The organism is Nocardia aurantiaca (genome assembly GCF_009708175.1).
GTDB lineage: Bacteria > Actinomycetota > Actinomycetes > Mycobacteriales > Mycobacteriaceae > Nocardia > Nocardia aurantiaca.
Window position 1 is genome coordinate 136,841 of record NZ_WMBB01000011.1, and the last position, 22,108, is coordinate 158,948.

The 22,108-nt window shown below is 67.8% G+C and carries 23 protein-coding genes; 12 read left to right on the forward strand and 11 right to left on the reverse strand.

The features are described from left to right. The first annotated feature begins 132 nt into the window (after positions 1–132). Positions 133–1,587, forward strand: coding sequence for an aminotransferase class I/II-fold pyridoxal phosphate-dependent enzyme (locus GLP40_RS23535; protein ID WP_154790169.1), 1,455 nt, complete (start codon positions 133–135; stop codon positions 1,585–1,587). Positions 1,588–1,645: 58 nt separating this feature from the next. Here GLP40_RS23535 and GLP40_RS23540 read toward each other — a convergent pair whose 3' ends face one another. Together GLP40_RS23540 and GLP40_RS23545 are read right to left on the reverse strand one after the other, a co-directional pair. Next, positions 1,646–3,622, reverse strand: a complete 1,977-nt coding sequence (locus GLP40_RS23540; RefSeq protein WP_154790170.1) for a potassium transporter Kup — start codon at positions 3,620–3,622, stop codon at positions 1,646–1,648. 4 nt (positions 3,623–3,626) lie between these two features. Then, positions 3,627–4,025, reverse strand: a complete 399-nt coding sequence (locus GLP40_RS23545; protein WP_230329857.1) for a phage holin family protein — start codon at positions 4,023–4,025, stop codon at positions 3,627–3,629. A 78-nt stretch (positions 4,026–4,103) separates the two neighbouring features. On the opposite strand from GLP40_RS23545, the gene GLP40_RS23550 reads away from it, so the two are divergent. After that, positions 4,104–4,514, forward strand: coding sequence for a hypothetical protein (locus GLP40_RS23550; RefSeq protein ID WP_154790171.1), 411 nt, complete (start codon positions 4,104–4,106; stop codon positions 4,512–4,514). A 12-nt stretch (positions 4,515–4,526) separates the two neighbouring features. Here the strand turns inward: GLP40_RS23550 and GLP40_RS23555 are convergent, their stop codons facing one another. The 3 genes from GLP40_RS23555 to GLP40_RS23565 all read right to left on the reverse strand — a co-directional run bounded on the left by GLP40_RS23555 (position 4,527) and on the right by GLP40_RS23565 (position 6,314). After that, complete coding sequence (locus GLP40_RS23555) at positions 4,527–5,054, reverse strand: ATP-binding protein (RefSeq protein WP_230329858.1); 528 nt, start codon at positions 5,052–5,054, stop codon at positions 4,527–4,529. 90 nt (positions 5,055–5,144) lie between these two features. Further along, the gene (locus GLP40_RS23560; protein WP_328290563.1) at positions 5,145–5,777 is read right to left on the reverse strand and encodes a PAS and ANTAR domain-containing protein; all 633 of its coding nucleotides are present in this window, start codon (positions 5,775–5,777) and stop codon (positions 5,145–5,147) included. Between the two features lie 132 nt (positions 5,778–5,909). After that, positions 5,910–6,314 (reverse strand): STAS domain-containing protein, encoded by a 405-nt coding sequence (locus GLP40_RS23565; RefSeq protein ID WP_196054763.1) that lies wholly within the window; start codon positions 6,312–6,314, stop codon positions 5,910–5,912. Between the two features lie 279 nt (positions 6,315–6,593). Here GLP40_RS23565 and GLP40_RS23570 point away from each other — a divergent pair, with 279 nt between their 5' ends. From GLP40_RS23570 to GLP40_RS23595, 6 genes are all read left to right on the forward strand, one after another. Then, positions 6,594–6,923, forward strand: a complete 330-nt coding sequence (locus GLP40_RS23570; protein WP_154790174.1) for a plasmid stabilization protein — start codon at positions 6,594–6,596, stop codon at positions 6,921–6,923. Positions 6,924–6,948: 25 nt separating this feature from the next. Next, entirely contained in the window at positions 6,949–7,554 is a 606-nt protein-coding gene (locus tag GLP40_RS23575; RefSeq protein ID WP_456094005.1) for an Rv1733c family protein, read from the forward strand. Positions 7,555–8,007: 453 nt separating this feature from the next. Then, the gene (locus tag GLP40_RS23580) at positions 8,008–8,505 is read left to right on the forward strand and encodes a response regulator transcription factor (protein ID WP_196054764.1); all 498 of its coding nucleotides are present in this window, start codon (positions 8,008–8,010) and stop codon (positions 8,503–8,505) included. A gap of 352 nt (positions 8,506–8,857) precedes the next feature. Beyond that, entirely contained in the window at positions 8,858–9,637 is a 780-nt protein-coding gene (locus GLP40_RS23585; RefSeq protein ID WP_328290564.1) for a M50 family metallopeptidase, read from the forward strand. A 171-nt stretch (positions 9,638–9,808) separates the two neighbouring features. Next, on the forward strand, positions 9,809–10,618 hold the full coding sequence (locus tag GLP40_RS23590; protein ID WP_154790177.1) for an SAM-dependent methyltransferase: 810 nt from the start codon (positions 9,809–9,811) through the stop codon (positions 10,616–10,618). A 34-nt stretch (positions 10,619–10,652) separates the two neighbouring features. Further along, positions 10,653–11,939, forward strand: a complete 1,287-nt coding sequence (locus GLP40_RS23595; protein WP_328290565.1) for a sensor domain-containing diguanylate cyclase — start codon at positions 10,653–10,655, stop codon at positions 11,937–11,939. On the opposite strand, the gene GLP40_RS23600 is transcribed toward GLP40_RS23595, so the two are convergent. Next, positions 11,932–12,723: a phosphatidylethanolamine N-methyltransferase family domain-containing protein gene (locus GLP40_RS23600; protein ID WP_154790178.1), complete on the reverse strand. Its 792-nt coding sequence runs from the start codon at positions 12,721–12,723 to the stop codon at positions 11,932–11,934. The two genes, GLP40_RS23595 and GLP40_RS23600, sit on opposite strands and share 8 nt — an antisense overlap. Before the next feature lie 123 nt (positions 12,724–12,846). Here GLP40_RS23600 and GLP40_RS23605 point away from each other — a divergent pair, with 123 nt between their 5' ends. Next, the gene (locus GLP40_RS23605) at positions 12,847–13,851 is read left to right on the forward strand and encodes a TY-Chap domain-containing protein (protein WP_154790179.1); all 1,005 of its coding nucleotides are present in this window, start codon (positions 12,847–12,849) and stop codon (positions 13,849–13,851) included. 15 nt (positions 13,852–13,866) lie between these two features. Here GLP40_RS23605 and GLP40_RS23610 read toward each other — a convergent pair whose 3' ends face one another. Then, on the reverse strand, positions 13,867–15,285 hold the full coding sequence (locus tag GLP40_RS23610; protein WP_154790180.1) for a cytochrome P450: 1,419 nt from the start codon (positions 15,283–15,285) through the stop codon (positions 13,867–13,869). Between the two features lie 71 nt (positions 15,286–15,356). Here GLP40_RS23610 and GLP40_RS23615 point away from each other — a divergent pair, with 71 nt between their 5' ends. Further along, positions 15,357–16,022 carry a TetR/AcrR family transcriptional regulator gene (locus tag GLP40_RS23615; RefSeq protein ID WP_328290566.1) on the forward strand — a complete coding sequence of 222 codons (666 nt, stop codon included), beginning with the start codon at positions 15,357–15,359 and terminating at the stop codon, positions 16,020–16,022. Between the two features lie 84 nt (positions 16,023–16,106). Here the strand turns inward: GLP40_RS23615 and GLP40_RS23620 are convergent, their stop codons facing one another. Both GLP40_RS23620 and GLP40_RS23625 read right to left on the reverse strand, forming a co-directional pair. After that, a complete protein-coding gene (locus tag GLP40_RS23620) occupies positions 16,107–17,417 on the reverse strand; it encodes a phytoene desaturase family protein (protein WP_154790182.1) in 1,311 nt (436 codons plus the stop codon). A 21-nt stretch (positions 17,418–17,438) separates the two neighbouring features. Further along, positions 17,439–18,302: an SDR family oxidoreductase gene (locus GLP40_RS23625; RefSeq protein ID WP_154790183.1), complete on the reverse strand. Its 864-nt coding sequence runs from the start codon at positions 18,300–18,302 to the stop codon at positions 17,439–17,441. 112 nt (positions 18,303–18,414) lie between these two features. Between GLP40_RS23625 and GLP40_RS23630 the strand changes: the two genes are divergently transcribed. Continuing rightward, positions 18,415–19,413 carry a 1-aminocyclopropane-1-carboxylate deaminase/D-cysteine desulfhydrase gene (locus GLP40_RS23630; RefSeq protein ID WP_328290567.1) on the forward strand — a complete coding sequence of 333 codons (999 nt, stop codon included), beginning with the start codon at positions 18,415–18,417 and terminating at the stop codon, positions 19,411–19,413. 24 nt (positions 19,414–19,437) lie between these two features. Here GLP40_RS23630 and GLP40_RS23635 read toward each other — a convergent pair whose 3' ends face one another. Next, positions 19,438–20,229, reverse strand: coding sequence for an SDR family oxidoreductase (locus GLP40_RS23635; protein ID WP_154790184.1), 792 nt, complete (start codon positions 20,227–20,229; stop codon positions 19,438–19,440). A gap of 129 nt (positions 20,230–20,358) precedes the next feature. On the opposite strand from GLP40_RS23635, the gene GLP40_RS23640 reads away from it, so the two are divergent. Further along, on the forward strand, positions 20,359–21,201 hold the full coding sequence (locus GLP40_RS23640) for an NAD-dependent protein deacetylase (RefSeq protein ID WP_154790185.1): 843 nt from the start codon (positions 20,359–20,361) through the stop codon (positions 21,199–21,201). A 266-nt stretch (positions 21,202–21,467) separates the two neighbouring features. Here GLP40_RS23640 and GLP40_RS23645 read toward each other — a convergent pair whose 3' ends face one another. Next, entirely contained in the window at positions 21,468–22,055 is a 588-nt protein-coding gene (locus tag GLP40_RS23645) for a TetR family transcriptional regulator (protein WP_154790186.1), read from the reverse strand. Positions 22,056–22,108: the final 53 nt, after the last annotated feature.

Consider the following 22,108-nt stretch of genomic DNA (forward strand, 5'->3'; position numbering starts at 1 on the left):
TGCACGCGATCGGCCCGGGTGAGTCCATGCCCTCGCGGCCGGCCCCTCGCGATGATTGACCGACGCCGAACCGGTTATCTCCGCAATAGAGCGCACACGATCACCGCCGCCGACACGGCTCAGGGAGAAAACATGGATCATTCGACCGCCCCGGTACTCGACGCGCTCGCCGACTATCGGCGACTCGGCCGCTACGGATTCACCCCGCCCGGGCACCGGCAGGGCCGCGCCGCCGACCCGCGCGTGCGTGAGGTCCTCGGGGACGCGCTGCGCTCGGATATCCTCGCGTCCCCCGGCATGGACGACCGACTCGCCCGCGGCCACCATCTCAGCGACGCCGAGGAGCTCATGGCCGACGCGGTCGGCGCCGACTATGCCTTCTTCTCCACCTGCGGCAGCTCACTGTCGGTAAAGGCGGCCATGATGGCCGTCGCCGGTGGCGATGGCGGACTCATCCTGGGTCGCGACAGCCACAAGTCGATCGTGGCGGGCCTGGTGTTCTCCGGGGTGCGGCCGTACTGGATCGCGCCCAGATGGGATGCGGCGCGGCATTTCTCACATCCGCCCGCACCCGCACAGGTTCGCGAAACGTGGCAGGCCCACCCCGAGGCGGCCGGGGCACTCATCGTCAGCCCCAGCCCCTACGGCACCTGCGCGGATATCGCTGGAATCGCCGCGGTGTGCCACGAATACGGCAAACCCCTCATCGTCGACGAGGCATGGGGCGCGCACCTGCCGTTCCATCCGGACCTGCCGACCTGGGCGATGGACGCGGGCGCGGACATCTGCGTGGTCAGCGTGCACAAGATGGGGGCCGGATTCGAGCAGGGATCGGTCTTTCACGTCCAGGGCGACCTCGTGAACCGGGACCGACTGCGCCGGTGCGCGGACCTGCTGATGACAACCAGCCCCAACGTGTTGCTGTACGCGGCCATCGACGGGTGGCGCCGCCAGATGGTCGAGCACGGGTACGAATTGCTCAGCACCGCACTCGAAGTCGCCGCCTACGCGCGCGGCGCACTCGACGCCGTGCCGGATATCTCCGTCATGGAGGACGAGTTGCTCGGCGTTGAGGCCTCCCACGATCTGGACCGGCTGCAAGTCCTCATGGACGTCTCCGCCACGGGCGCGACCGGTTATGAGATCGCCGACTGGCTCCGCGAGCAGCGGCGCCTCGACGTCGGGCACAGCGACCACCGCCGCATCCTGGCCACCCTGTCGATGAGTGACGACAAGCAGTCGATCGATGCCCTCGTCGATGGACTCGCCGCCTGGCGCATCCAGCTGAAAGCACCTGCACCCCAAGCTATCCGGCTGCCCGCTCCGCACGAGCTGCAACTCGCCACCATCATGCCACCGCGCGCGGCGTTCTTCGGCCCCCACGAAACCGTCCCCATCGATGCCGCCCCGGGCCGGATCGCGGCCGAGCAGGTCACCCCTTACCCGCCCGGCATCCCGGTGATCGTGCCCGGCGAACTGATCGACACCGCTGTCATCGATTACCTGCGAACCGGGATCGAAGCCGGCATGAACGTCCCCGACCCGGCCGACCCGCACCTACGCACCCTGCGTGTGGTTCCGCGGTGACGGCCCGCTGAGCGCCGCGACGCCCTGCGGCGCCACTGCGCGGGTCGGTGTTCCCGCGTCACACCTCGATCCGCTCACCCAGGATCACCGTGCGTTGGCGCGGCAGCCGGAAGTAGTCGGCCACGTCGGCGGAGAGGTAGCCGATGGCGATGAAGAGCCTGGTGCGCCAGCGGGACATGACCGGTTCCGCCGCGGCTCGCAACTCGATCTCGGACAGGAAATACGACGCATGGTCGAGATCGAGCTCACCCTCGGTTTCCTCCGGATCCAGGCCGGCCAGCGCCGCCGGGACGTCGGGGGTTTCCATATATCCGCCACGCACGGTCACGTGCACGATGCCGTCGTCGCGGTAGCCGAGGTGATCGATCCGCACGCGGTCCTCCGCCGAAACTCGTGGCACCGGCTCGGTTTCGACGGACGCGATGACGATCTGGCGATGGCGGACGCCGTTGTGCTCGACATTGGCCCGCAGCGCCAGCGGCACGGTTTCCTTGCCACGGTTGAGGAACACCGCCGTCCGGTCGATGGTGACCAGCCGCGACCCGTCCCGCCACAACTCGTCGACGAACTCGCGCAGCGGCCCCTCCAACCGCTCCCGTTTGCCGGCGACCACCTCGCGACCGCGCTGCCAGGTCGTCATGACCATGAAGGCGGCCAGGCCGATCAGCAGGGGCAGCCAGGCCCCGCGGACCAGCTTGGTGAGATTGGCCGCGACGAACAGCAGGTCCACCGCGAGCAGGGGTGTCCAGACCGCCACGACCAGCCACAGCGGCAGGCGCCATTTCGCGTGCGCGAGGTAGCCGAGCAGCAGTGTCGTGATGGTGATCGTGCACGTCACCGCCATGCCGAACGCGAAAGCCAGCGCCGTCGAACTGCGGAAGGCGAAGATCAGTGTCAGCACCGACGCCAGGAGCAGCCAGTTGACCCACGGCACATAGATCTGCCCGGGCGTCGACTCCGAGGTGTGCGCGATGCGCAGCCGCGGCAGATATCCGATCTGCGCCGCCTGGGAGGCCACCGAGTACGCGCCCGTGATCACCGCCTGCGAGGCGATCACGGTCGCCGCGGTGGCGAGGGCGACCATGGGGAGCCGCCCCCAGCCCGGGACCATCAGGAAGAACGGGCTCGCGACATGCCCGCGGGTCCCGAGCACCAGGGCGGCCTGCCCGAAGTAGCTGAGCACGCAGGCGGGCAGAACCAGGAAAAGCCAAGCGCGAGTGATGGATCGGCGTCCGAAGTGCCCCAGATCCGCGTACAGCGCCTCCGCGCCGGTGACCGCCAGCACGATGGCGGCCAGCGCGAAGAAGGCGATGGCGAAGTGCCCGGCGAGGAAGCCGAGCGCGTAGCCCGGTGACAGCGCTTTCAGGATCGCCGGATGCTGCCGGATCCCGCCGATGCCGCACGCTCCGATCGCGAGGAACCACGCGACCATCACCGGACCGAACAATCGGCCCACCGACGCCGTCCCGCGATGCTGAAAGAGGAACAACAGCACGATGATCAGCGCGGTGATCGGCACCACGGCCTTCGCCAGCGGCGGTTCCACCACCTCGAGCCCTTCGACCGCGGACAGCACCGAGATGGCCGGGGTGATCATGCTGTCGCCGAAGAACAGTGCCGCGCCGAAGATTCCGAGCGCCGCGAGGATCGCCGCCAGCCGCCGCCCGCCCGCGGCCCAGCGCCGCACCAGGGTGATCAGCGCCATGATCCCGCCCTCACCGTCATTGTCGGCGCGCATGGCCAGCAGCACATAGGTGACCGTCACGATGATCAGCACCGACCAGAACACCAGCGATACAACGCCGTACACATTGCCGGGGTCCACCGGGACGGGGTGCGGATCCGACGGATCGAACACCGTCCGCAGGGTATAGATCGGACTGGTCCCGATGTCCCCGAACACCACCCCCAGCGCGCCGATCACCAGGCTCGGCCGGACGGTATCCGTTACGCTCTTACGGTTTTCGGTCGCCGCGACCGACTGCCCCGCTGACTCCTCGTCAGCCGGGACCGTCGAATCGTGGCGCTGGGGCATTCCCCTACCCCGGCCGATGCGATTCCACGCCGCGCCGTTCGGCCGGCACGTGGCTCGGCTCGGGATGCGTACGGGACTTCGCCAGCGCGCGCACGATCGCCGCGGCGATCACCAGGAGCACGCCCACGATGAGCGCGGCGACCCAGGCCGGAGCCACCAGAGCGATCAACAGCAGCATCGTCGTGACCAGTGCTCCTCCGCCGTACAGCGCGAGCACCGCCGCCATGGCATTCCACTTGGCCCCCTCGCGCAACCGCGGCACCATTCCGCCGAGCGCTTCGCGCACCGCGAGCTCGATCTGCTCGCGCACCATCCGGTTCACCTGCGTACCACCGGCGCCGGTGGCGTCGAGCAACGGGGGCAGGTTCGGCCCGTCGGTTCCGGGTACCTCGACCATGTCCATACCTCCTCGCTGATTGCTTGATGCCACCGACTTACCCGCTGAGCGAGCTGGGACACACGGTCGGAGAAAGGAATGCCCGTGCGCCGGTATCTGGTTGCGGTATGTCTCTGCGCGGTGACGCTGACGGCTCCCGCGTGCGACCTCATCCACGACGGCCCCGCCGAGCCACTGTCCGTCTCGTCCACCCCGTCCGCGACGAATGCGACCGCCATCTCCAAAGATCTTGTGCCACCTCGGAATTCGCGGTCGGTATCCGCCCCCTCGGGCATCTCACCGGCCGCGCTGCGGCACAAGACCTGTGAGGACCTGCGGTCCCGGCTGGACCGGGTCCGTCACGATTCCGGGCAGGCCGGAGTCGCGCGAGCCGTCGACGAGACCATCGCCGCCTATCCCTCCAGCCCTGATTGGCCGGTTCTCACCGGCGAACAACGGCAGGCCACGATCGACGGGACGCACGACGCCGCGATCGGGACCTGCCCCGCGGGATAATCCCGTTTCCCGCTATCCCTCGTCGTTCCCGCCCCGTAGCCGGGTGAACTCCACGACCACCGGGTATCCGCTCTTCACGGCGTCGAAGTCGGCACTGCTCACCGCGATCGAGTCGGTCAATGTCTCCACGAAATGCCACCCGAAGCTGTGCTCGATCAATCCGGCATCGGAACCGGTCACGGCCGCCGCACTCACCCGGACTCGCTGCTCGTCGAAATGGAATTCACACTCGATCGAGGCGGTGGGAACAGCGGCGGCGATCAGCGTGGTGGCCACCTCGTCCAGCGCCACCCGCACATCGATCACTACGTCGATCGTGAAATCCGCTGTGAGCATGACGGTTTCGGTGAGCGCACGCAGCATCGCCAGCTGCCCGACATCGGCCGGCACCCGCAACGCCACCCGACCGCACAGCGACCGCGACTCCATCGCCGCGCCGTCGGTGACCGCGGGCGCCTGTCCGTTGTTCTGCGGATCGGTGAAGGCCGTCCACGGCGTTCGACCGCGCTCGGTCCCATTGCCCCGTGACGGTTCATTCATGCGTCACCCACCCATCAATCCCGATGTGCGATTGCTCGCCCGCATTCGTTGATCGCGTACCCCGTGCGGCGGCCGGGAAACCGCCCGAAGTCATCTATCGGATATTCGCTCGTGAACGGTCAGCAACAGGTGGTCGAAGTGGGTGCGGATCGGCATCGCCGAATCTGCCAGTGATTGCAGTTCCTCCATCAATTGCGCCGCCAGCGCGCGCAACTTCGTGTTCGTCTCCTGCGACCGCCAGGTGAGCACGCGGAAGGCGGCCTCGGCGCTCACGCCGTAGACCAGCATGATCGCGCCCTTGGCCTGCTCGATCACGGCGCGCGCGGCGTACAGCTCGGGCAGGCTGTCGTCGAGGGCCTCCTGGCGATGTTCGGCGAGGGCGTCGGTCACGTCGACGTAGTAGCCCGCCGATCCGACGACCCGACCCTCCCCGTCGAGCATCTGGTCGCCCACCACGATCACGTCGTGCACGTTCCCGCCGGTATCGATGATGCGGTGCCGACTCGAGAACGGCAGGGAGTCGGCCACCGAACGTGCGATGGTGCTGGCGACCTGGGCGCGATCGTCGGGATGCTTGTGCGACAGCAGCAGATCAGTGGTCGGCTGGACGGACCCCGGCTGGTACCCGTGCATCACCGCCACTTCGTCGGACCACTCCCACCGCTGGTCACCGAACCAGAAGCGAAAACTGCCGACGCTCTGTGGGCGGCCTGCCCCTATCACCCGTCCGAGGATTCTCGCATCGTCTGGAGGGACATGTCCGCCTTGTGTCACAGCCGAATTATCCGCTGCTTCACCTGCGCGGGGAACAACTCGGCGCGACCGATACGACATCGGCCGCGCCGGCCGTTCCGATCAGCTGCTCAACACATCGGGTTCGCGATCGACCAGGGCCCGCACACCGGTCAGGTCGAGTACTCGTTCGATGGGGCGGGGCGCGGTCGGTACGAAAACTCCGACGCCGCGTCGGGCGGCACGCTGGACCGCATCGAGAAGCACGACAGCATTGCCCAGACTCAGAAATCGCGCATAGCGCAGGTCTACGACCACCGCGGGCGGCCCGGCATCGACCGCTGTGGACAGCGTGGTCCGGAATGCGGGCAACCCGTTGATATCGAGTTCACCCGTGACCGCGATGACCAGGCAATCGATGGATCCGGTCCCGGCAGTCGATCGCCCATTCGTATCGCGGGTGAATCGCGATCGACGGGCCGCCACTTCATGTGCGATATGACTGCGTACCAGGGACACCGTTGACATGACACAAACCTCCCAGAGGGGGGCGTCCGATTCCGCCTCGACGCAGAGCGTCTGGGGCCGTGGCCGTGTGAATGACCGCCCGAACTGTGAGAAGGCATGTGGGACCGGGATCGGCTGGAGTCTCAACCTCTCCTCAGTCTGCCACCGGACCGCGACGGTGGCTACCCCGCCGTTTCCCCTCGCCGTATCCGGGTATGACGGCATCGAAGGGCGGCAGACACCGGTGACACCGATTCGCCTCCACCATGAGCTGCCCCAACCCCGACCGAAAGGCCAGTCATGCCGAAGGAATGGACCAGCAAGGAAGAACGCCAGTACGAGCACATCCGGGACTCGGCCGAGGAACGCGGCGCATCCCCGAAGCGCGCCAGAGAGATCGGCGCTCGCACGGTGAACAAGAATCGAGCGCGCGCCGGTGAGACCAAGACCGCAAGCCGCACTTCACTCGAGGACAAATCCCCGCAGCAGCGCGGTGGGCAGCGCTCCGGCCGACGCGGCCCCAAGGGACTCACCCGGGACCAGCTCTACAACGAGGCCAAGAAGCGCAACATCGAGGGCCGCTCCAGCATGTCCAAGGCTCAACTCGCACACGCGCTCGGCCGCGATTGAACACCTGAGCAGGAGGCCGACGAGAATGGCACGCCCGGTGCCGCTACCGCCGCGGATCCACCGGATCTCTCCGTGGAGCCGGAATCGTCTGATGCGGCGCTCGGACCGGGTGCAGGCAGCCTGGCGGCTGTTCGCCGTCCTGATGGCCCTGGCTTCCATCCCGCTGGCGGTCATGATGGGAATCTCGGCAGCTGCCACGACCGGCGCGCAGATCCGGGCCGACAACGCGTCGAAAACCGCTGTGACGGCCACGGTCATCTCCGATCCCGTTCGCCTCGCGCTCCCGGTCGGCCAAGCGGTGGCGTCGGGTCCGCCGCAGGCTACCGTCGAGTGGGGTTTCCACGGCCGCACCGATATCGCGGTGGCCGTGGTCCCGGACTCGGTGAAGCGGGGCGACACCGTCACCCGGTGGCTGGACTCCTCGGGCCGCGCCACCGCCTCGCCGCGCCCCGCCTTCGACGCCGTGATCGAGGGCTTCGACATCGGCGCCCTGACCGTGATCGCAACCTGCTGCGGCGCAACCGCTCTGGTCTGGTGCGCCGACCACATCCTCAGCCGTCGCCGCGATGCCGAATGGGCTCGAGAATGGCGGAACTTCGCCCTCGGCATCGGACACAACAGATCGTCCTGATCTCGACAGCCCTGCGGCGCCCCGGTCGTGCCACAGGCGGCCGCGCAGCTACTCGACCTCGCGCCGAAACCGCCCGAGTTTCGTCTCTGCGGCAACTGATCCGCTATGGCAGCGCCGCGCCGTGGTCACCGAACGAGAGCCGACAACGCGGCACCGGAGTCGGAGCGAGCGATCCGGTTCGAGCGATCACCGACGATGATCTCGCGAAGTCGACCAAACGGCTAATCATAGATGTACAAAAGGTTAACAACAGGTGTCGGTATCGAGAACACTATAGCAATCAAGCGGCTAATTCTCGGAATTTCCTGGCATATCGGACTGGCAACGGGATAGCGTCGGGTTCCGTCGGTTGCACGTTCGGGCAAGTTAGTCGAAACGGACGCCACAGCGGTGATGTTTCGCGCGACGGTTGACGGCATGGGTCGGGGGACCCGCCGAGCGGAGGACCGCAACATGAACAATGTCCCGACATCGAGTTCGACGACTCACCCACACATCACACCGGGTGAGGATGAGACCGCACCAGCGAAGATCCTGGTGATCGAAAGCAATCCGGCCGTCGCGGAGATGACCGTGCTGGTACTCGCCGCGGCGGGCTACCAGGCCGTTCAGACCGCGAGCGGACGACAGGCCCTGCGGACTCAGGCCCGACTGTGCCCTGATGCGATCCTGCTGGATCGTTCGGTGTCCGATCTCTCGGCGGGCGATCTGTGCCGCGAGCTACGCGCGCGGACCACCGCCCCGATCATCGTGCTCAGCACCGACCACGATCCCGACTCCCTGGACTCGATCCTGGCCGCGGGCGCGTCGGAATGCCTGCTGCTGCCGGTGCACACCCAGGAACTCCTGGCCTGCATCACCTTCCGGCTGCGCGCACACCGGGAGCGGGGTTCGAAGACCGACGCGAAGCACGAGACCACGTCCGATCCGAAGCCGTACGCCGTGGCCTGACCGGCGAATCACCATCCGCGAACTCCGGACCCGCCTGGCGATGCCGCCGGAGCAGGGGATGGGATTCCGGCGGCATCAGCGATTTCGGTGGTTACGCCTCGGGATACCAGCGAGACCCACTCGGGCAGTACCGGACGGGCACCCGGCTCACTGCCGCTTTGCAGCGTAATCAACGACAATGGCTGTGTGCGTTGACATTTACCATCGGCTATCTGACATCTTCGTAAACTGACGCGGCCCACCGCCTTGCGGCTCCGCGACACCCGCCACCGAGCCGACCGCCGTCAGCGGGGTCGACAACCATCCCGATCGAGCTGTGGTCGCTCTCAGGCGGAGTCGATAGGGTGCGGCGGTGGATACAGCGGAATTCGTTCAGCGGGGCAGTACGGTCGTGGATCGGCTGTCCACTACGCAGTCACCCCCGCCGTGGCAGCTGGTGGTCGGGACCGGGATGGTGGCGCTGGCGCTGGTGGCCTTCCGGCCGACATGGCGGATTCTGCGCAATGCGGTGACCATCGCCCATGAGGGCGGGCACGCGTTCACCGCGCTGCTGACGGGACGGCGGCTCAATGGCATCCGCTTGCATTCGGACACTTCCGGACTCACCATATCGAGCGGGAAACCGTACGGGCTCGGCATGATTGCGACGACCGCGGCGGGATATCCCGCGCCCGCGCTGCTGGGACTGGCCTACGCGGCGCTGCTGGGCGCGCATCGCATCACCCTCATGCTGTGGTTGACCATCGCGCTGCTGGTGGTGCTGCTGTCGAAGATCCGCAACTGGTACGGCCTGCTGTCGATTCTGGTGACCGGCGGCGGGGTGTTCGCGGTGTCCTGGTTCGGCAGCGACACCACCCAGGCGGTACTGGCGTATCTGGCGGCCTGGTTCCTGCTGCTGGCGGCGGTGCGGCCGGTGATCGAGCTGCAGCGCAATCGCGCGCACGAGCCCAACTCCGATGCCGACCAGCTCGCCTACCTGACGCGGATTCCCGGCCTGATGTGGGTGCTGGCCTTCGCCGGGGTTGCGCTGTGCTCGCTCGTCGTCGGCGCGCGCCTGCTGCTGGCCGATGTCACGGGCGTCTGTGTGCCGCCGCTCACGCACAACACCTGCGCGACGTCAACCGCCGGGTGAGCATTCTCGCACCTCAGGGCGAGAGTGGTATCGCTGCAAGATTTCTGGTGAACGCGGACTAACATTCGCCCTACACCGTCCGGGTGGTCCCGAACACCGGATTCGCCCGGCTCTTGGCCTGCCTCGCACCACCGGCGGGCGTTCGATCGTTGCGGCAAGGAGGGTTTCGGGATGAAACGACCGGCATGGGCCCCGGAGGGCGTGGACATGGACCGGCCCAGCCCAGCGCGCATGTACGACGCGCTGCTGGGCGGCTCGCACAACTTCGAGGTCGACCGCCAGGCCGCCGAGGCCGGCAAGACGCTGGTTCCGGATCTCCCGCGACTGGCCCTCAGCAACCGGGCATTCCTGCGCCGCGCGGTGCGCTTCCTGGTGGATTCGGGGGTGCGGCAGTTCCTCGACATCGGTTCCGGCATTCCGACCGCGGGCAATGTGCACGAGGTGGCGCAGACCATCGATCCGGAATGCCGGGTGCTCTACGCCGATATCGATCCGGTGGCCGTGGCCCACGCCCGCGCCATCCTGCAGGGCAATGACCGGGCCGCTGCCATCGAGGCCGATCTCCGCGAACCCGAGGCCCTGCTGGTGCGGGCGCGAGAGACCGGCATCATTGATTTCAACCAACCGGTTGGTGTTCTGCTTATCGCGGTCCTGCACCTGATGAGCGACGACTACACCCCCATCGACAAGGTCAACGCTCTCTTCGATGCCGTGCCCGCCGGTAGCTACGTCGCGATTTCGCATCTGACCTCGGCCACCCGCCCCGACGATGCGGCCAAGCTGGTGGAGAACTCACACAATGTCAGCAAGATAGGGCTGCAATTCCGCGCCCGCGACGAGATCACCGCCCTGTTCGGCAAGTGGGAGCCGATCGACCCCGGTGTGGTGGAATTGCCGATGTGGCGGCCAGAATCCGACCGTGACCAGCACGAGGCGCCGGGGCGATCGCTGGGGCTGGCGGGTGTGGGCCGCAAGGCCTGAGTGGTTCGAACGAGGCAGGGGTAGGGGGTATCCGGTGAGAGCACAGGAGTTGGCGGTCCGATGGGCCGACGCTCTCGACGGCGCGGTCGCGCCGACGCTCACCCGGGCCCAGGTGGAGCAATTGCTCGACGGTTTCGGCGAGCGTCTGATCGCCGCCGTGCGCGGCACCGCGGACATGTCGGTCGCCCGCGAGGCGGCCGCCGCCCTGGTGGCCGCCAACTACCGCGATCCGCTGGCCGTGCATCGGTCGGTGCTGGTGCTGTGCAAGGACCTGGTCGAGGCTGTATGCCCCGAACGCGACTGCGCCGACTACTGGCCCGTCCGCGACCGCGCCATCGAGCTGGGCGCGGAGTTCGCGGCCGAGTTCACCGCCGGACTGCGCAATGTGGCGCTGTCCGAGCAGGAGAGGACCCTGGGCGCGGCCCTCACCGCGGCCCGCGAGGCCGAGGCTCGCCGGCAGCTGTCGGAAGCCAGGTTCCAGGCCATCTTCGAGGGCGCATCGGTGGGCATCGGCACCATCGACATCCACACCGGGCTGGTGCTGGACGTCAACAACGCCATGGCAGAGACGCTGGGCGTGCCGGCGGAGGCCATGCCGGGCCGCTCGGTGGCCGACATTCTCGGCCCGGCGAATATCGGCGAGGCGTTCGGTTTGTTCCAGCGCCTGCTGTCCGGGGAGATCGACCGCTTCCGTTTCGAGAGCGAGCACACCAAACCGGACGGCGCGCGCACCACCATCGACCTGTCGATGACCGTGGTCCGCGACAGCGAGGGCAGGCCGCGCTTCCTGGTCGGCGTCACCGTCGATGTCACCGACCGCAAGCAGCTGGCCGACCAGCTCTGGCACGACGCCCACCACGATTGGCTGACCGGCCTGCCCAACCGTCTGCTCTTCTTCGACCGCCTCGCCGCCGCCACCGGCCAGGTCGGGGTCTGCTACCTGGATCTGGACGGCTTCAAGGAGGTCAACGACCGCCGCGGCCACACCGCCGGCGACCGGGTGCTCTGCGAGGTGGGCCAGCGACTGCGCCGGGCCCTGCCGCCCAACGGCGTGGCGGCGCGACTGGGTGGCGACGAGTTCATCGTCCTGGTCGAAAACTGCTCGGGTCAGGACGAATTGGACACCATCGCGGAGAGTCTGCTGGCCGCGCTGCGCGACCCGTTCGATGTCGCGGGATTGCTGGTCCACGTGGGCGCGAGCATCGGCACCGCACTGGTGGACACCGACTCCACCGCCATCGACGAACTCATGCACGCCGTGGACACCGCCATGTATCGCGACAAGGCGCTGCGCCACGGCGCACTGGGCGACGCTAGATGACGAACGGCACCAGCGCTTTTCGCTCCGGCGGATAGTCCTCGAACTTCTCCCGGTACCAGGTGTGGGTGGCGAAGGCGCGCGGCACCAGGTTCCCGAAGGTGATCAGGAAGATGACCACTCCGGGCAGCGCCCAGGTGAGAATGGCGAATCCCGCCCAGGCGACCAGCTCGCCCAGATACGTGGGGCTGGTGACGAATCGGAATCCCAAACCGTACGGAATCTTGTATTCCGTTGCGCCCGGGTTGTTCTTGTCGCGAAGATTGCGAACGATCGCCTCCGAGCTCACCAGCAGCGCGAAACCGCTGAGATAGATGATCAATCCGACGATGAAGCGTGGGTCGGTGAGCCAGTGGGTTCCGTACTGCCCGAGATAATCGTTGCTGAACAGCGCACCATTGAGGTAACCGTGCAGCGCGGTCACGAACATGCCCATGCCCAGCACCGAAACGTTGAAACTACTGGTCTTGCCGGGCACTTGGCGAATCGAGAGGGGGAAGAACCAGCCCCGGTTGCCGTAGTGCAGAATCCAGATGGCCGCCAGCACCAGGGAAGTCGGCTCGAAGCGGCGCGGACCCGTCAGGTACGCGATCGCGAAGACCACGGTGGCCGGAATCTCCATCAACCACCAGCCGAGCTTCGGATCGATATTGAGTCCGAGCTTGGCGGTGGCGAAGCGGCCGTAGGGGCTCTGCCCGAAGAGGCCGCCGATCAGAACGAAAGCCGCGAACGCGAAAGCGATCGTCAGCACGGTGTCGTAGACGGTATTGCCGGTATACCAGTTCATTCGTGGTCCTTCAGGTGAAAAATTAGAACACGTTCTACCACAGTGGGCAGGTCGGCCGGTACCCACCGGCGGACACGGCGCGGGAACGGCGAGTAGGTTGGCGAGAACCCGGAGGGAGGCAAGGTGGGTTCGCAGGGATGGGACGTACTGCTCAAATGGATGCCATTTTTTCTCGAGGAGGACGAGGACGCGGACGAATCCGGGCTCGGGTGGAACCCGCGATTCATTCAGGTTCGTGACGAACTCACCGACCGCCGTGTGCATTTCGCACAGCAGGGCACCGAGATCGAGGTCCTGGTGGCGGTCCCCGAGGACGCCGCCGACGCCGAACAGCTGCTGAGCGTCCTTCGCATCCAGCCCGACGGCACCTGGGATCCGGTGCCACTACCCTCGGAATCCGATGCCACCGCACCCGATCCGCAGTGGCGGGCCATGCAGCGGGTGCATCAGCAGCCGCGGCTGGCGCGCGAGTGGAGCACCGGCTGGCAGCGCGGCGAGTCCGTCGACCATCGGCGCGGGGTCGCTCAATCCGTGGTGGCGGTGCTACGCGACGGCCTCGGCATGGACGGCGACCGGCTGCGGTTCGCGACGTGGAGCATGGACGCGCCCGGTGTCGGCAGTTACGGCCTGCCCGCCGACCGCCCGAGCGAGCGGCAGGCGCCCGTGGTGTGTTCGGACTGGGCCGATTTCGAGGCGCGGCTGAGCTGGGCGCTGACCACCCTGCCCTGGGACGGCGTCATCAATCTCAGCACCCCGCATCCCGGCCCGGATCCGTGCTTCGTCCAATTCCTGCACGGCAGGCAGCTTTTCAATGAGGCCAGCGGCTGGGACGTGGCCGGGCACGGCGCGGCCGAATTCGATCGCCGCATGCGCGAACTGGGCTGGAGCTTCGCCCCGCACAGCGTGCCCGGCGGGGCGGCGCTCATCTGGGAGGGGCCGCTGGCCAAGGTCGGGTTCAATCCCAATCTGGAGGGTGCGCCGCGGCGGACGGTGGCGACCTTCACGGAGGTGTTCACCGTCGGGCATCCGCAGGATCTGGTGTTCCGCGCCTTCCGCAATGGGCGGCGCCGGGATCCGGAATTACGCTATCTGGACATCGAACTCGGGATCCCGCGTGACGTCCGCTGAGCCGCCGCGCGGTGTTCAGAGACGGCTCAGACGGATCGGCAGTCCATCGGCGGGAGAGGGGCCGGTGCCGGCCACCAGGGTCACCTCGTAGCCGTCCGGCACGCTCCAGCGATAGTTCAGCAGCATGCGGTGCATGGTCGCCTTGACGGTCATGCCGCCGAAGTACCGGCCGATGCACTTGTGCGCGCCGCCGCCGAAGGGCGGCCAGGCGAAGCGGTGCGACTTGTCCTCGGCGCGTGCGGGATCGAAGCGCTCCGGATCGAAGACATCCGGATCGTGCCAATACTCCGCATTGCGCATCATGGAGTACGGGCCGACCATGATCAGCGCCCCCTTGGGAATGAAGTACCCGGCGATATCGGTGTCCTCCAAGGCTTCTCGCACCATCTGCCCGACCGGGGCGTACATCCGCAGGGTCTCGCGGAAGGCCAGCTCCATACTGGGCAGCCGGTCGAGGTCGGCGTAGTCGAGGGTGGGTTTGCCCAGCTCCTGGGATTCCTCGCGCAGCCGTTCCTGCCATTCCGGATTCCGGGCCAGCTCGTAGGCCAGCATGCAGATGGCGAGGGTGCTGGTGTCGTGGGCGGCCATCATGACGAAGATCATGTGGTCGACGATGTCGGCGTCGGTGAAGGATTCACCGTCCTCGGTCTCGGCGTGGCAGAGCACGCTGAACAGGTCCTCCCCCGCACCGGCGCGTTTGGCGGACAGTTCGCGTCGGAAGTAGTCCTCGAGCACGCGGCGGCCGCGTAGACCGCGATTCCATACGCCGCCGGGCATATTCGTGCGGATGATGGCCTTGCCGCCGTGCACCGCGTCCTCGAAGGCGCGCGCGAGCCGGGTGCCCTCGGGGCCGAGTTCCGCGCCCGCGAACACCACGGTGGCCTGCTCCAGCAGCATGCGCTTGACGTGATCGTAGAGCGGGAAATCGGGGCCGGGCAGCCAGGAATCGACACCGCGAACGATGCGGGGGGTGGTCAGATTGAGGTAGCCGATGAGCCGTGGGCGGGTGAAGGCCTGCTGCAGGATGCGGCGGTGGTAGGCGTGATCGTCGAAGTCGCGCAACAGGAGTCCGCCGCGGAAGAACGGGCCGATCAGGAATTCCCAGCCTTGTTGCGCGGACAGGACGTGCTTGCGGTCGAGCAGCACCTCCTCGACGGCGGCCGGGCTGCCGATGCCGACCACCTGCCGCCCGAACACGCCCATCCATTGCACGGGGCCGTAGCGGCGCATGCGCTCGCGGCCGAAGGCGAGGGGATCGGCGAGACTGCTCACCACGTGACCGATACCGGGCGGGCCATAGTCGCCCATCACCGGTTTGAGGCCGCTGCCGGGCGGTGGTGTCGCCAGCGCCCGCGGCACGGAGGGATACCGCTGCAGTACCCCGGCGGCGCGGCACTGAATTCGATGGTTCACCACGGCTTTTCGTACAGCCATGCTTTCCACGGTAGCGGAAACGACGGTTTCCGTAAACGGTCGTTTCCTGATTTCTGTGCCAAGCTGTGGGGGTGACGCGAGCTTCCAACGGGACCTATCGCGGCACCACGACCGACGAGCGCCGCGAGCAGCGTCGACGACGGCTGCTGGACGCGGCCCTCGACATCGTCGGCACGCAGGGGCTGGCCGCACTCACGGTGCGCGGGGTGTGCGAGCAGGCGAAGGTGGGGCCGCGCTTCTTCTACGAATCCTTCACCGACCTGGACGCTTTGGCCGAGGCGCTGCTGGACGAGGTGCAGGGCGCGACGCTGGACGCGGCGCGCTCGGCCATGATCGACACACCGGGCGGGCCGGAGGAGAAGCTGCGGGCCGGGGTGGCGGCGCTCATCATCGCGGTCACCGACGATCCGCGCCGGGCCAATATCGCCTTCGCCCAGGCGTACGGCAGCGAGATGCTCATGCGCCGCCGGTTCGAGGGCATGCGGCGGGTGGCGGAGCTGCTCATCGAGCAGACCCGCGTGCTTCTCGATATTCCGGAGGGCGAGGACACCGCGCTGACCGCACTGGCCCAATTGATCACCGGCGGTGCGGCGGAGCTGATCCTCGTGTGGCTCGACGGCGGACTGAAGGTGGAGCGGCCGGTGCTGGTCGGAATCGTCGCGGATTACGTTGTGGCCATGGTTGATCGGCTGCCCGGGATGCGGACCCGCCTCCCCGGTACTGCGGCGCCCGGCTGAGAAGACGTTGCCGGTCGCGTGGGCACGCCGCCGGCTGGGCGCCGAACCGATCTTGGGGTCCCTCCATCGATACGGCGTCAGGTGTCACGTTTCGGAGCGGCCTACGCCGCTGGCGATTATTTCGTCGACAACGATTTTCGCCGTTTCCACGCAGGCGGTGATGCCGCCGTTGGCGTACTCCTTGACGGCGTCGCCGACATTCCACAGGTTGGCGATCGGGGTGTCGTGGGGTAGGTCGTAGCCGGCGACGGCGCGCTGGGGTGGCCAGTCGTCGCGGGTCACCGCGATGGACAGGATGCGGGCCCGGTCGAAGCCCGGGATCTCCTCGCGCAGATCCTGGAGTACCAGTGCGGTTTCGGCCTCGGAGTCGAAGTCGCCCACCGACGGCTTGGGCACCCCGGCGCCCACATAGAGGTGCCAGCCCTCGGGCGCCATCTCCGGGCAGGTGGCGGTGAAGTTGGCGACGTAGCACAGTCGCCGAGTGCGGGCGAAGCTGAGCAGACCGGGTGCGTCGATGAGCGGTTCCCGGCTGGCGAAGTTGACCGAGATCATGGCGCAGGGCAGATCCCGCTGCAGCACCGAGCCGACGTACTCGGACGGAAAGTGGCCGGGGCCAACGAGATCCAGTGTGGCCGACGGGCCGATGTCGCTGATGGCCACAGCGCACGACACATCGGAGGTTTCGCCGTCGCGGCGGATCCGCGCGCCGGTGACGCGATCGTCCTCGACGAGCAACTGCCGCACCTCGCTGCCCAGACGGACCTCTCCCCCATTGCGTTCCACCACCTCCACCAGCGCCTTCCAGATCCCGATGGTGCCCTCGGGACAGAAGCCGAACTTCTTGAAGGCGGACTTGCGGGTGAAGTAGGTGAGAAAGACCCGCGCCGGGAGTTCCTCGGAGCCGACCGCGAAGACGGAGCCGCACATATTGCGGAAGATCCCTTGTACCGCATCGTTTCTGGTGTACCGGCGCACCCAGTCGGCGGTGGACAGTTCCCGGTCAAGCAGTCCGCCGTCGACGCGGGCCGCGCCGACTCCGGTGAGCAGCTTGGCGCCCTGCCGGGTCAGCTGGGAGATGAGCAGTCCCCACCCGCCGCTGGTGACGTCCACGTCACGGCCGTTTATTCGGTACAGAATCGGCGGATCGGCCGGGCGCACTTCGAATTTCGCCCCCAACTCCTCGAAGGTCTGTTCGGTGAGGCCGCCGAGTTCGACGACGACCGCGCCGGTGTTGATTTGGAAGCCGTCGAGTTCGGTGGTGGAGGCCCGGCCGCCGACGCGGTCCAGACGTTCGACGACCAGGGTGCGGTAGCCGTGGTGAGAGAGCCGGGCGGCCGCGCACAGCCCGCCCGCTCCGGCTCCGACAACCAGTGCGTCCCACGTGTTCTCGCTCATGGCGAGGCTCCTCGGGCAGGCTCAGCCCGCTGGGTTCACCCCGGGCTGAGCGTCGGACATATCAGTAATACGACTCCAATTCTCCCGCACCTGATCGACCGTCGGGACCTCACTGAAGAAGACGGGCTGGTTGGCGAACAGCTGGACCCGCTGCACCGAGCCGCCGCCGACCACAAGCACCAAGCCGGAGTCGGTGCAGTCCTCGCCGACCAGATGGCCGACGACGGGGGCGACCTGGGCGGGCGGCAGCTTGTCGAGCATCTCGGCCGAGGCGATGTCGGCGGTCATGCGGGTGGCGGCCATGGGCGCGACGGCATTGACGGTGATGTCGTACTTGCGGCCCTCGATGGCGAGGGTGTTCATCATGCCGACCAGCCCGAGTTTGGCCGCGCCGTAATTGGCCTGGCCGAAGTTGCCGTACAGGCCGGAGGTGGAGGTGGCCATGACGACGCGGCCGAAGCCCTGTTCGCGGAAGTGCGGCCAGGCGGCGTGGGTGACGTAGAACGAGCCGAACAGGTGCACCCGCTGCACCGCCTCGAAGGCTTCGGGGGTCATCTTGACGAAGCTCATATCGCGCAGGATGCCCGCATTGTTGACCACGCCGTGCACCGCGCCGAAGCTGTCGAGCGCGGTCTGGATCAGCGACTTCGCACCCTCCTCGGTGGCGACGCTGTCATAGTTGGCGACGGCGGTGCCGCCGGCCGCGCGGATCTCCTCGACCACGGCATCGGCCATGCTGTGCCCGGATCCGGACCCGTCGCGTGCGCCTCCGAGGTCGTTGACCACGACCAGTGCGCCCTCCCGGGCGAGCAGCAGCGCGTACTCCCGGCCCAGACCGCCACCAGCTCCGGTGACAATGACGACGCGATCGGTTACACCAGGCATGAGTTCTCCTTGCCGAATCTGATTGCTTTGCGAAACGTAGCAGCAGGGGTGTGCGAACCATGTGTCACCTGACACACTCGTCGCAAAACTGGACAGTCGATAGGTTGGACCGGTGACGCCGCACCTGCATCGCCTGCACCCGGAACTCACCCGGACACTGCCGCATGTGCGGCTGGGAACGACCCCGACACCGGTGCGGCGACTGGATGCCCTCGACACGGTGGGCGCGGACATCTGGCTCAAGGACGACAGCGCCTTCGGCGACGGCGGCTGGGGCGGCAACAAGGTGCGCAAGCTGGAGTGGCTGCTGCCCGACGCGCTGCGGCAGCGGCGGACGACCATCGTGACGGTGGGTGGCCTGGGCACCAACTGGGGTCTGGCGACCGCGCTGTACGGGCGCGAGCACGGAGTGAAAACCGTGCTGGCGCTGGTGGATCAACCGGTGGACGAGCATGTGCGCGCGCAACTGGAGCGGTTGCGGGCCTCGAGTGCGGAATTGCACTTCACCCATTCCAAGGCCCGCACGATCCTGAGTGCGCCATTGCTGCTGGCCCGGCATTTCTCGGGGTGGCGGCCGCCCTATTTTCTCCCGGCGGGCGGGTCGTCGCCGGTGGGTGCGCTCGGATACGTCGAGGCGGCACTGGAATTGGCGGATCAGGTGCGCGATGGGACGCTGCCGGAGCCGAGCCACATCGTGATCCCGGTCGGCTCGGGCGGGACGGCGGCGGGGCTCTCGCTCGGACTACGGCTGGCCGGTCTGCCGACCCGGGTGGTGGGCGTGGTCGTGAACGACACGCTGCGCCTCGATGAACGGACGCTGGCCAAGCTGGCGGACCGGACCGAGCGGCTGTTGCGGGCCCGCGGTGCTCGGCTGCCCGGGAACCTCGCCCCCGCCGGCAATCTGGATATCGTGACCGACTACCTCGGTCCGGGATACGGCCATCCGATGCCGGAAGCCGCTACCGCGCAGTCCCTCTCGGCGGATCGGGAGCACATACGGCTGGAGCCGGTCTACACCGCCAAGGCGATGGCCGCGCTGCTGGACATGAACGCGCACGGCCGCTTCGGCGACGGTCCGGTGGTGTACCTCAATACCAACGGACCGCGCTGACACCGGTTTTCGCATCCGATCCGCTCACGCGGCCGCGAGCTTGGCGGCCAGGAATTCCTCCCAGGTGCGTTCGCCCACCGCGTGCTCCGGGGTGAGGTTGCCGCCCGCCGCGTAGGCGCGGGCGGCCTTGCCCGGGGCCTTCACGGTGAACACCGGGCGGCGGCGGCCGATGGCTTCCAGGTAGCTGCGCTCCAGTTCCTTCATGGTGTAGATGCGCGGTCCGCCGATCTCGTCGACCAGACCCGCGGGATCGCCCAATGTCAGTTCCACCAAACGCGCTGCCACCTCGGCGGTTTCGATGGGCTGGAAGCGGAAGTCGACGACCGGCACCAGCGGCAGTCTGCCCAGCGCCGACACCATGGTGAAGAGCAGGTCGTGGAACTGGGTGGCGCGCAGGGTGGTCCACGGCAGTCCCGAATTCTCCACCACCAGTTCGGCTTCCCGCTTGGCCGCCATGTAGGCCATGACCTGCCGGTCGAGGGCGCTCTCGACCGGGACGCGCTCGGCGCCGACCACCGAGATGTAAACCAGATGCGGCGCGACGCCGGCGGCGTGGATGGCGTCGACCAGGATGCGGGCCTTCTCGCCGTCGCCCTTGGGGCTGCCGGCCAGGTGCAGGACGGTGTCGACGCCCGTGACCGCCGCGGCGATGCCGTCACCGGTCTGCAGGTCCCCGGCCACATACTCGAGGCCGTCCGTGCCCTCGCGTGCGGTGCGGCTCAGCACGCGCACCCGTACACCCGCCTCCCGCAACAGCGGGGTGACCAGGCTGCCCAGGGTGCCGGTACCGCCGGTGACCAGAACCGTCTTCGCCATGTCGACCATCTCCTTCGCCGAGTGCCCACCGCCGCTGCGGTGGCGTCCTGCCATGGAGACGACGTGGACCCGGCGAGTGTGACTCGACGTGATCGAGGGCACACGACGGGTGCGTCGTAGGCTGGCCGCATGCCCGATTCCGGTTCCTCGCAGCAGTTCGATCGCCTGCTGGAGCTGGTGGCCGGGCGGCGCCTGGCCGTACTCACCGGTGCGGGCATCTCCACCGACAGCGGCATTCCGGACTACCGCAGCCCCGACGCCCCGCCTCGGAACCCGATGACCTATCAGCAGTTCGTCGGCGATCCGGTGTTCCGCCAACGGTATTGGGCCCGCAATCACGTCGGCTGGCGGCGGATGGACGCGGCCCGGCCGAATCCGTCGCATCGCGCCCTGGCCCGGCTGGAGCGCGCGGGGATCGTCACCGGTCTCATCACCCAGAACGTGGATCTGTTGCACACCAAGGCCGGGCAGCGCCGCGTCATCGATCTGCACGGCGTCTACGCCCGGGTGCGCTGCCTCGCGTGTGACCGGCTCACGTCGCGCATGGCTCTGGCCGATCGCCTCGAGGCCGCCAACCCCGGCTTCGCCGACTCGGTGCTCCTCGACGGACTCGAGGTCGCACCGGATGCCGACGCGGTCGTGGCCGACACCGACTGCTTCCGCATGGTCGACTGCCTGCACTGCGGCGGCCTGCTCAAACCCGACATCGTCTACTTCGGCGAATCCGTGCCCAAACCCCGCGTCGCCGCCGCGTTCGAGCTGGTCGACGCCGCCGATGTCCTCCTGGTCGTCGGCTCGTCGCTGACGGTCATGTCCGGTCTCCGCTTCGCCCGCCGCACCGCCAAGTCCGGCCGCCCTGTCATCATCCTCAATCGCGGCCGCACCCGCGGGCACGACCTCGCCGCCCTCACCCTGGACACGGGCTGCGCACCGGTGCTGACCGCGCTCTCGAATGCCCTCGCGCCCAACTGATTACGGCTAGCCGAGTCTGGCGTTCAGCAGATCCAGGTAGTGCGATGCGGATTCGGGGGTGATCGATCCCGTGCCCCCTCCGGGGAGTTCACCCGCCGCATCGGATCGCGCTCATCCGGGTCGAGGGCGGCGCGGGCCGGCAGGCACGGGCGCAGCCCGATGGCAGATGGGCTCGCGACCCGCTCCCTCGGACCGCCACACGCGGTCACCGCACGGCCGAGGAATCCGGCCGAAATCATCGGAGCCCTGCAGGAATTGGTTCGCCGCTAGTTCCGTACCTCGAGCCGCCGCACCAGGCTGACCAGTGCGGCCCGCAGTGTGTCCGGATCGTCGGTGTCCGCGCCCAGGATCATCCGGACCACCTGCGGCGCCGCGAACCACCAGGCCGCCAGCGCCGCGACCGCGTACAGCAGGTAGCCGGGCGCGACATCGCGGGGCAGGGTTCCGGCCTGCTGAGCGGCGGCGAGCGCCGCCACCTTGTCCGCGTAGTGCGAAGCCCGGGCCGATTCGGCGGGCAGCTCACCATCCTGGGGTTGCAGCCCTTCCCAGTACATGAGCCGCAGGAACTGTGGATGGGTGCGGTGGAAGTCGAAGACGTGGCCCGCGTATTCGGCCAGGTCTCCGGCCTTGTCGGCGGTCAGCGGGCTGGCGGCGGCGAGTTGTTCGAGCTGATCGGTGAGCACGGCCTCGAACAGGCCGCGCTTATCGCCGAAGTACTGGTAGATGCGTTCCTTGTTGATGCCGGCGCGGGCCGCGATCGCGTTCACCCGGGCGCCGTCGGGTCCGCGTTCGGCGAACTCGTGCACCGCCGCCTCGAGCAGCAGCCGTCTGGTCCTCTCGGTATCCCACGCCATGGGTTCCATCCAACCATTTCCAACCACACGGTTGCGATGGGGCTCACGGCTGT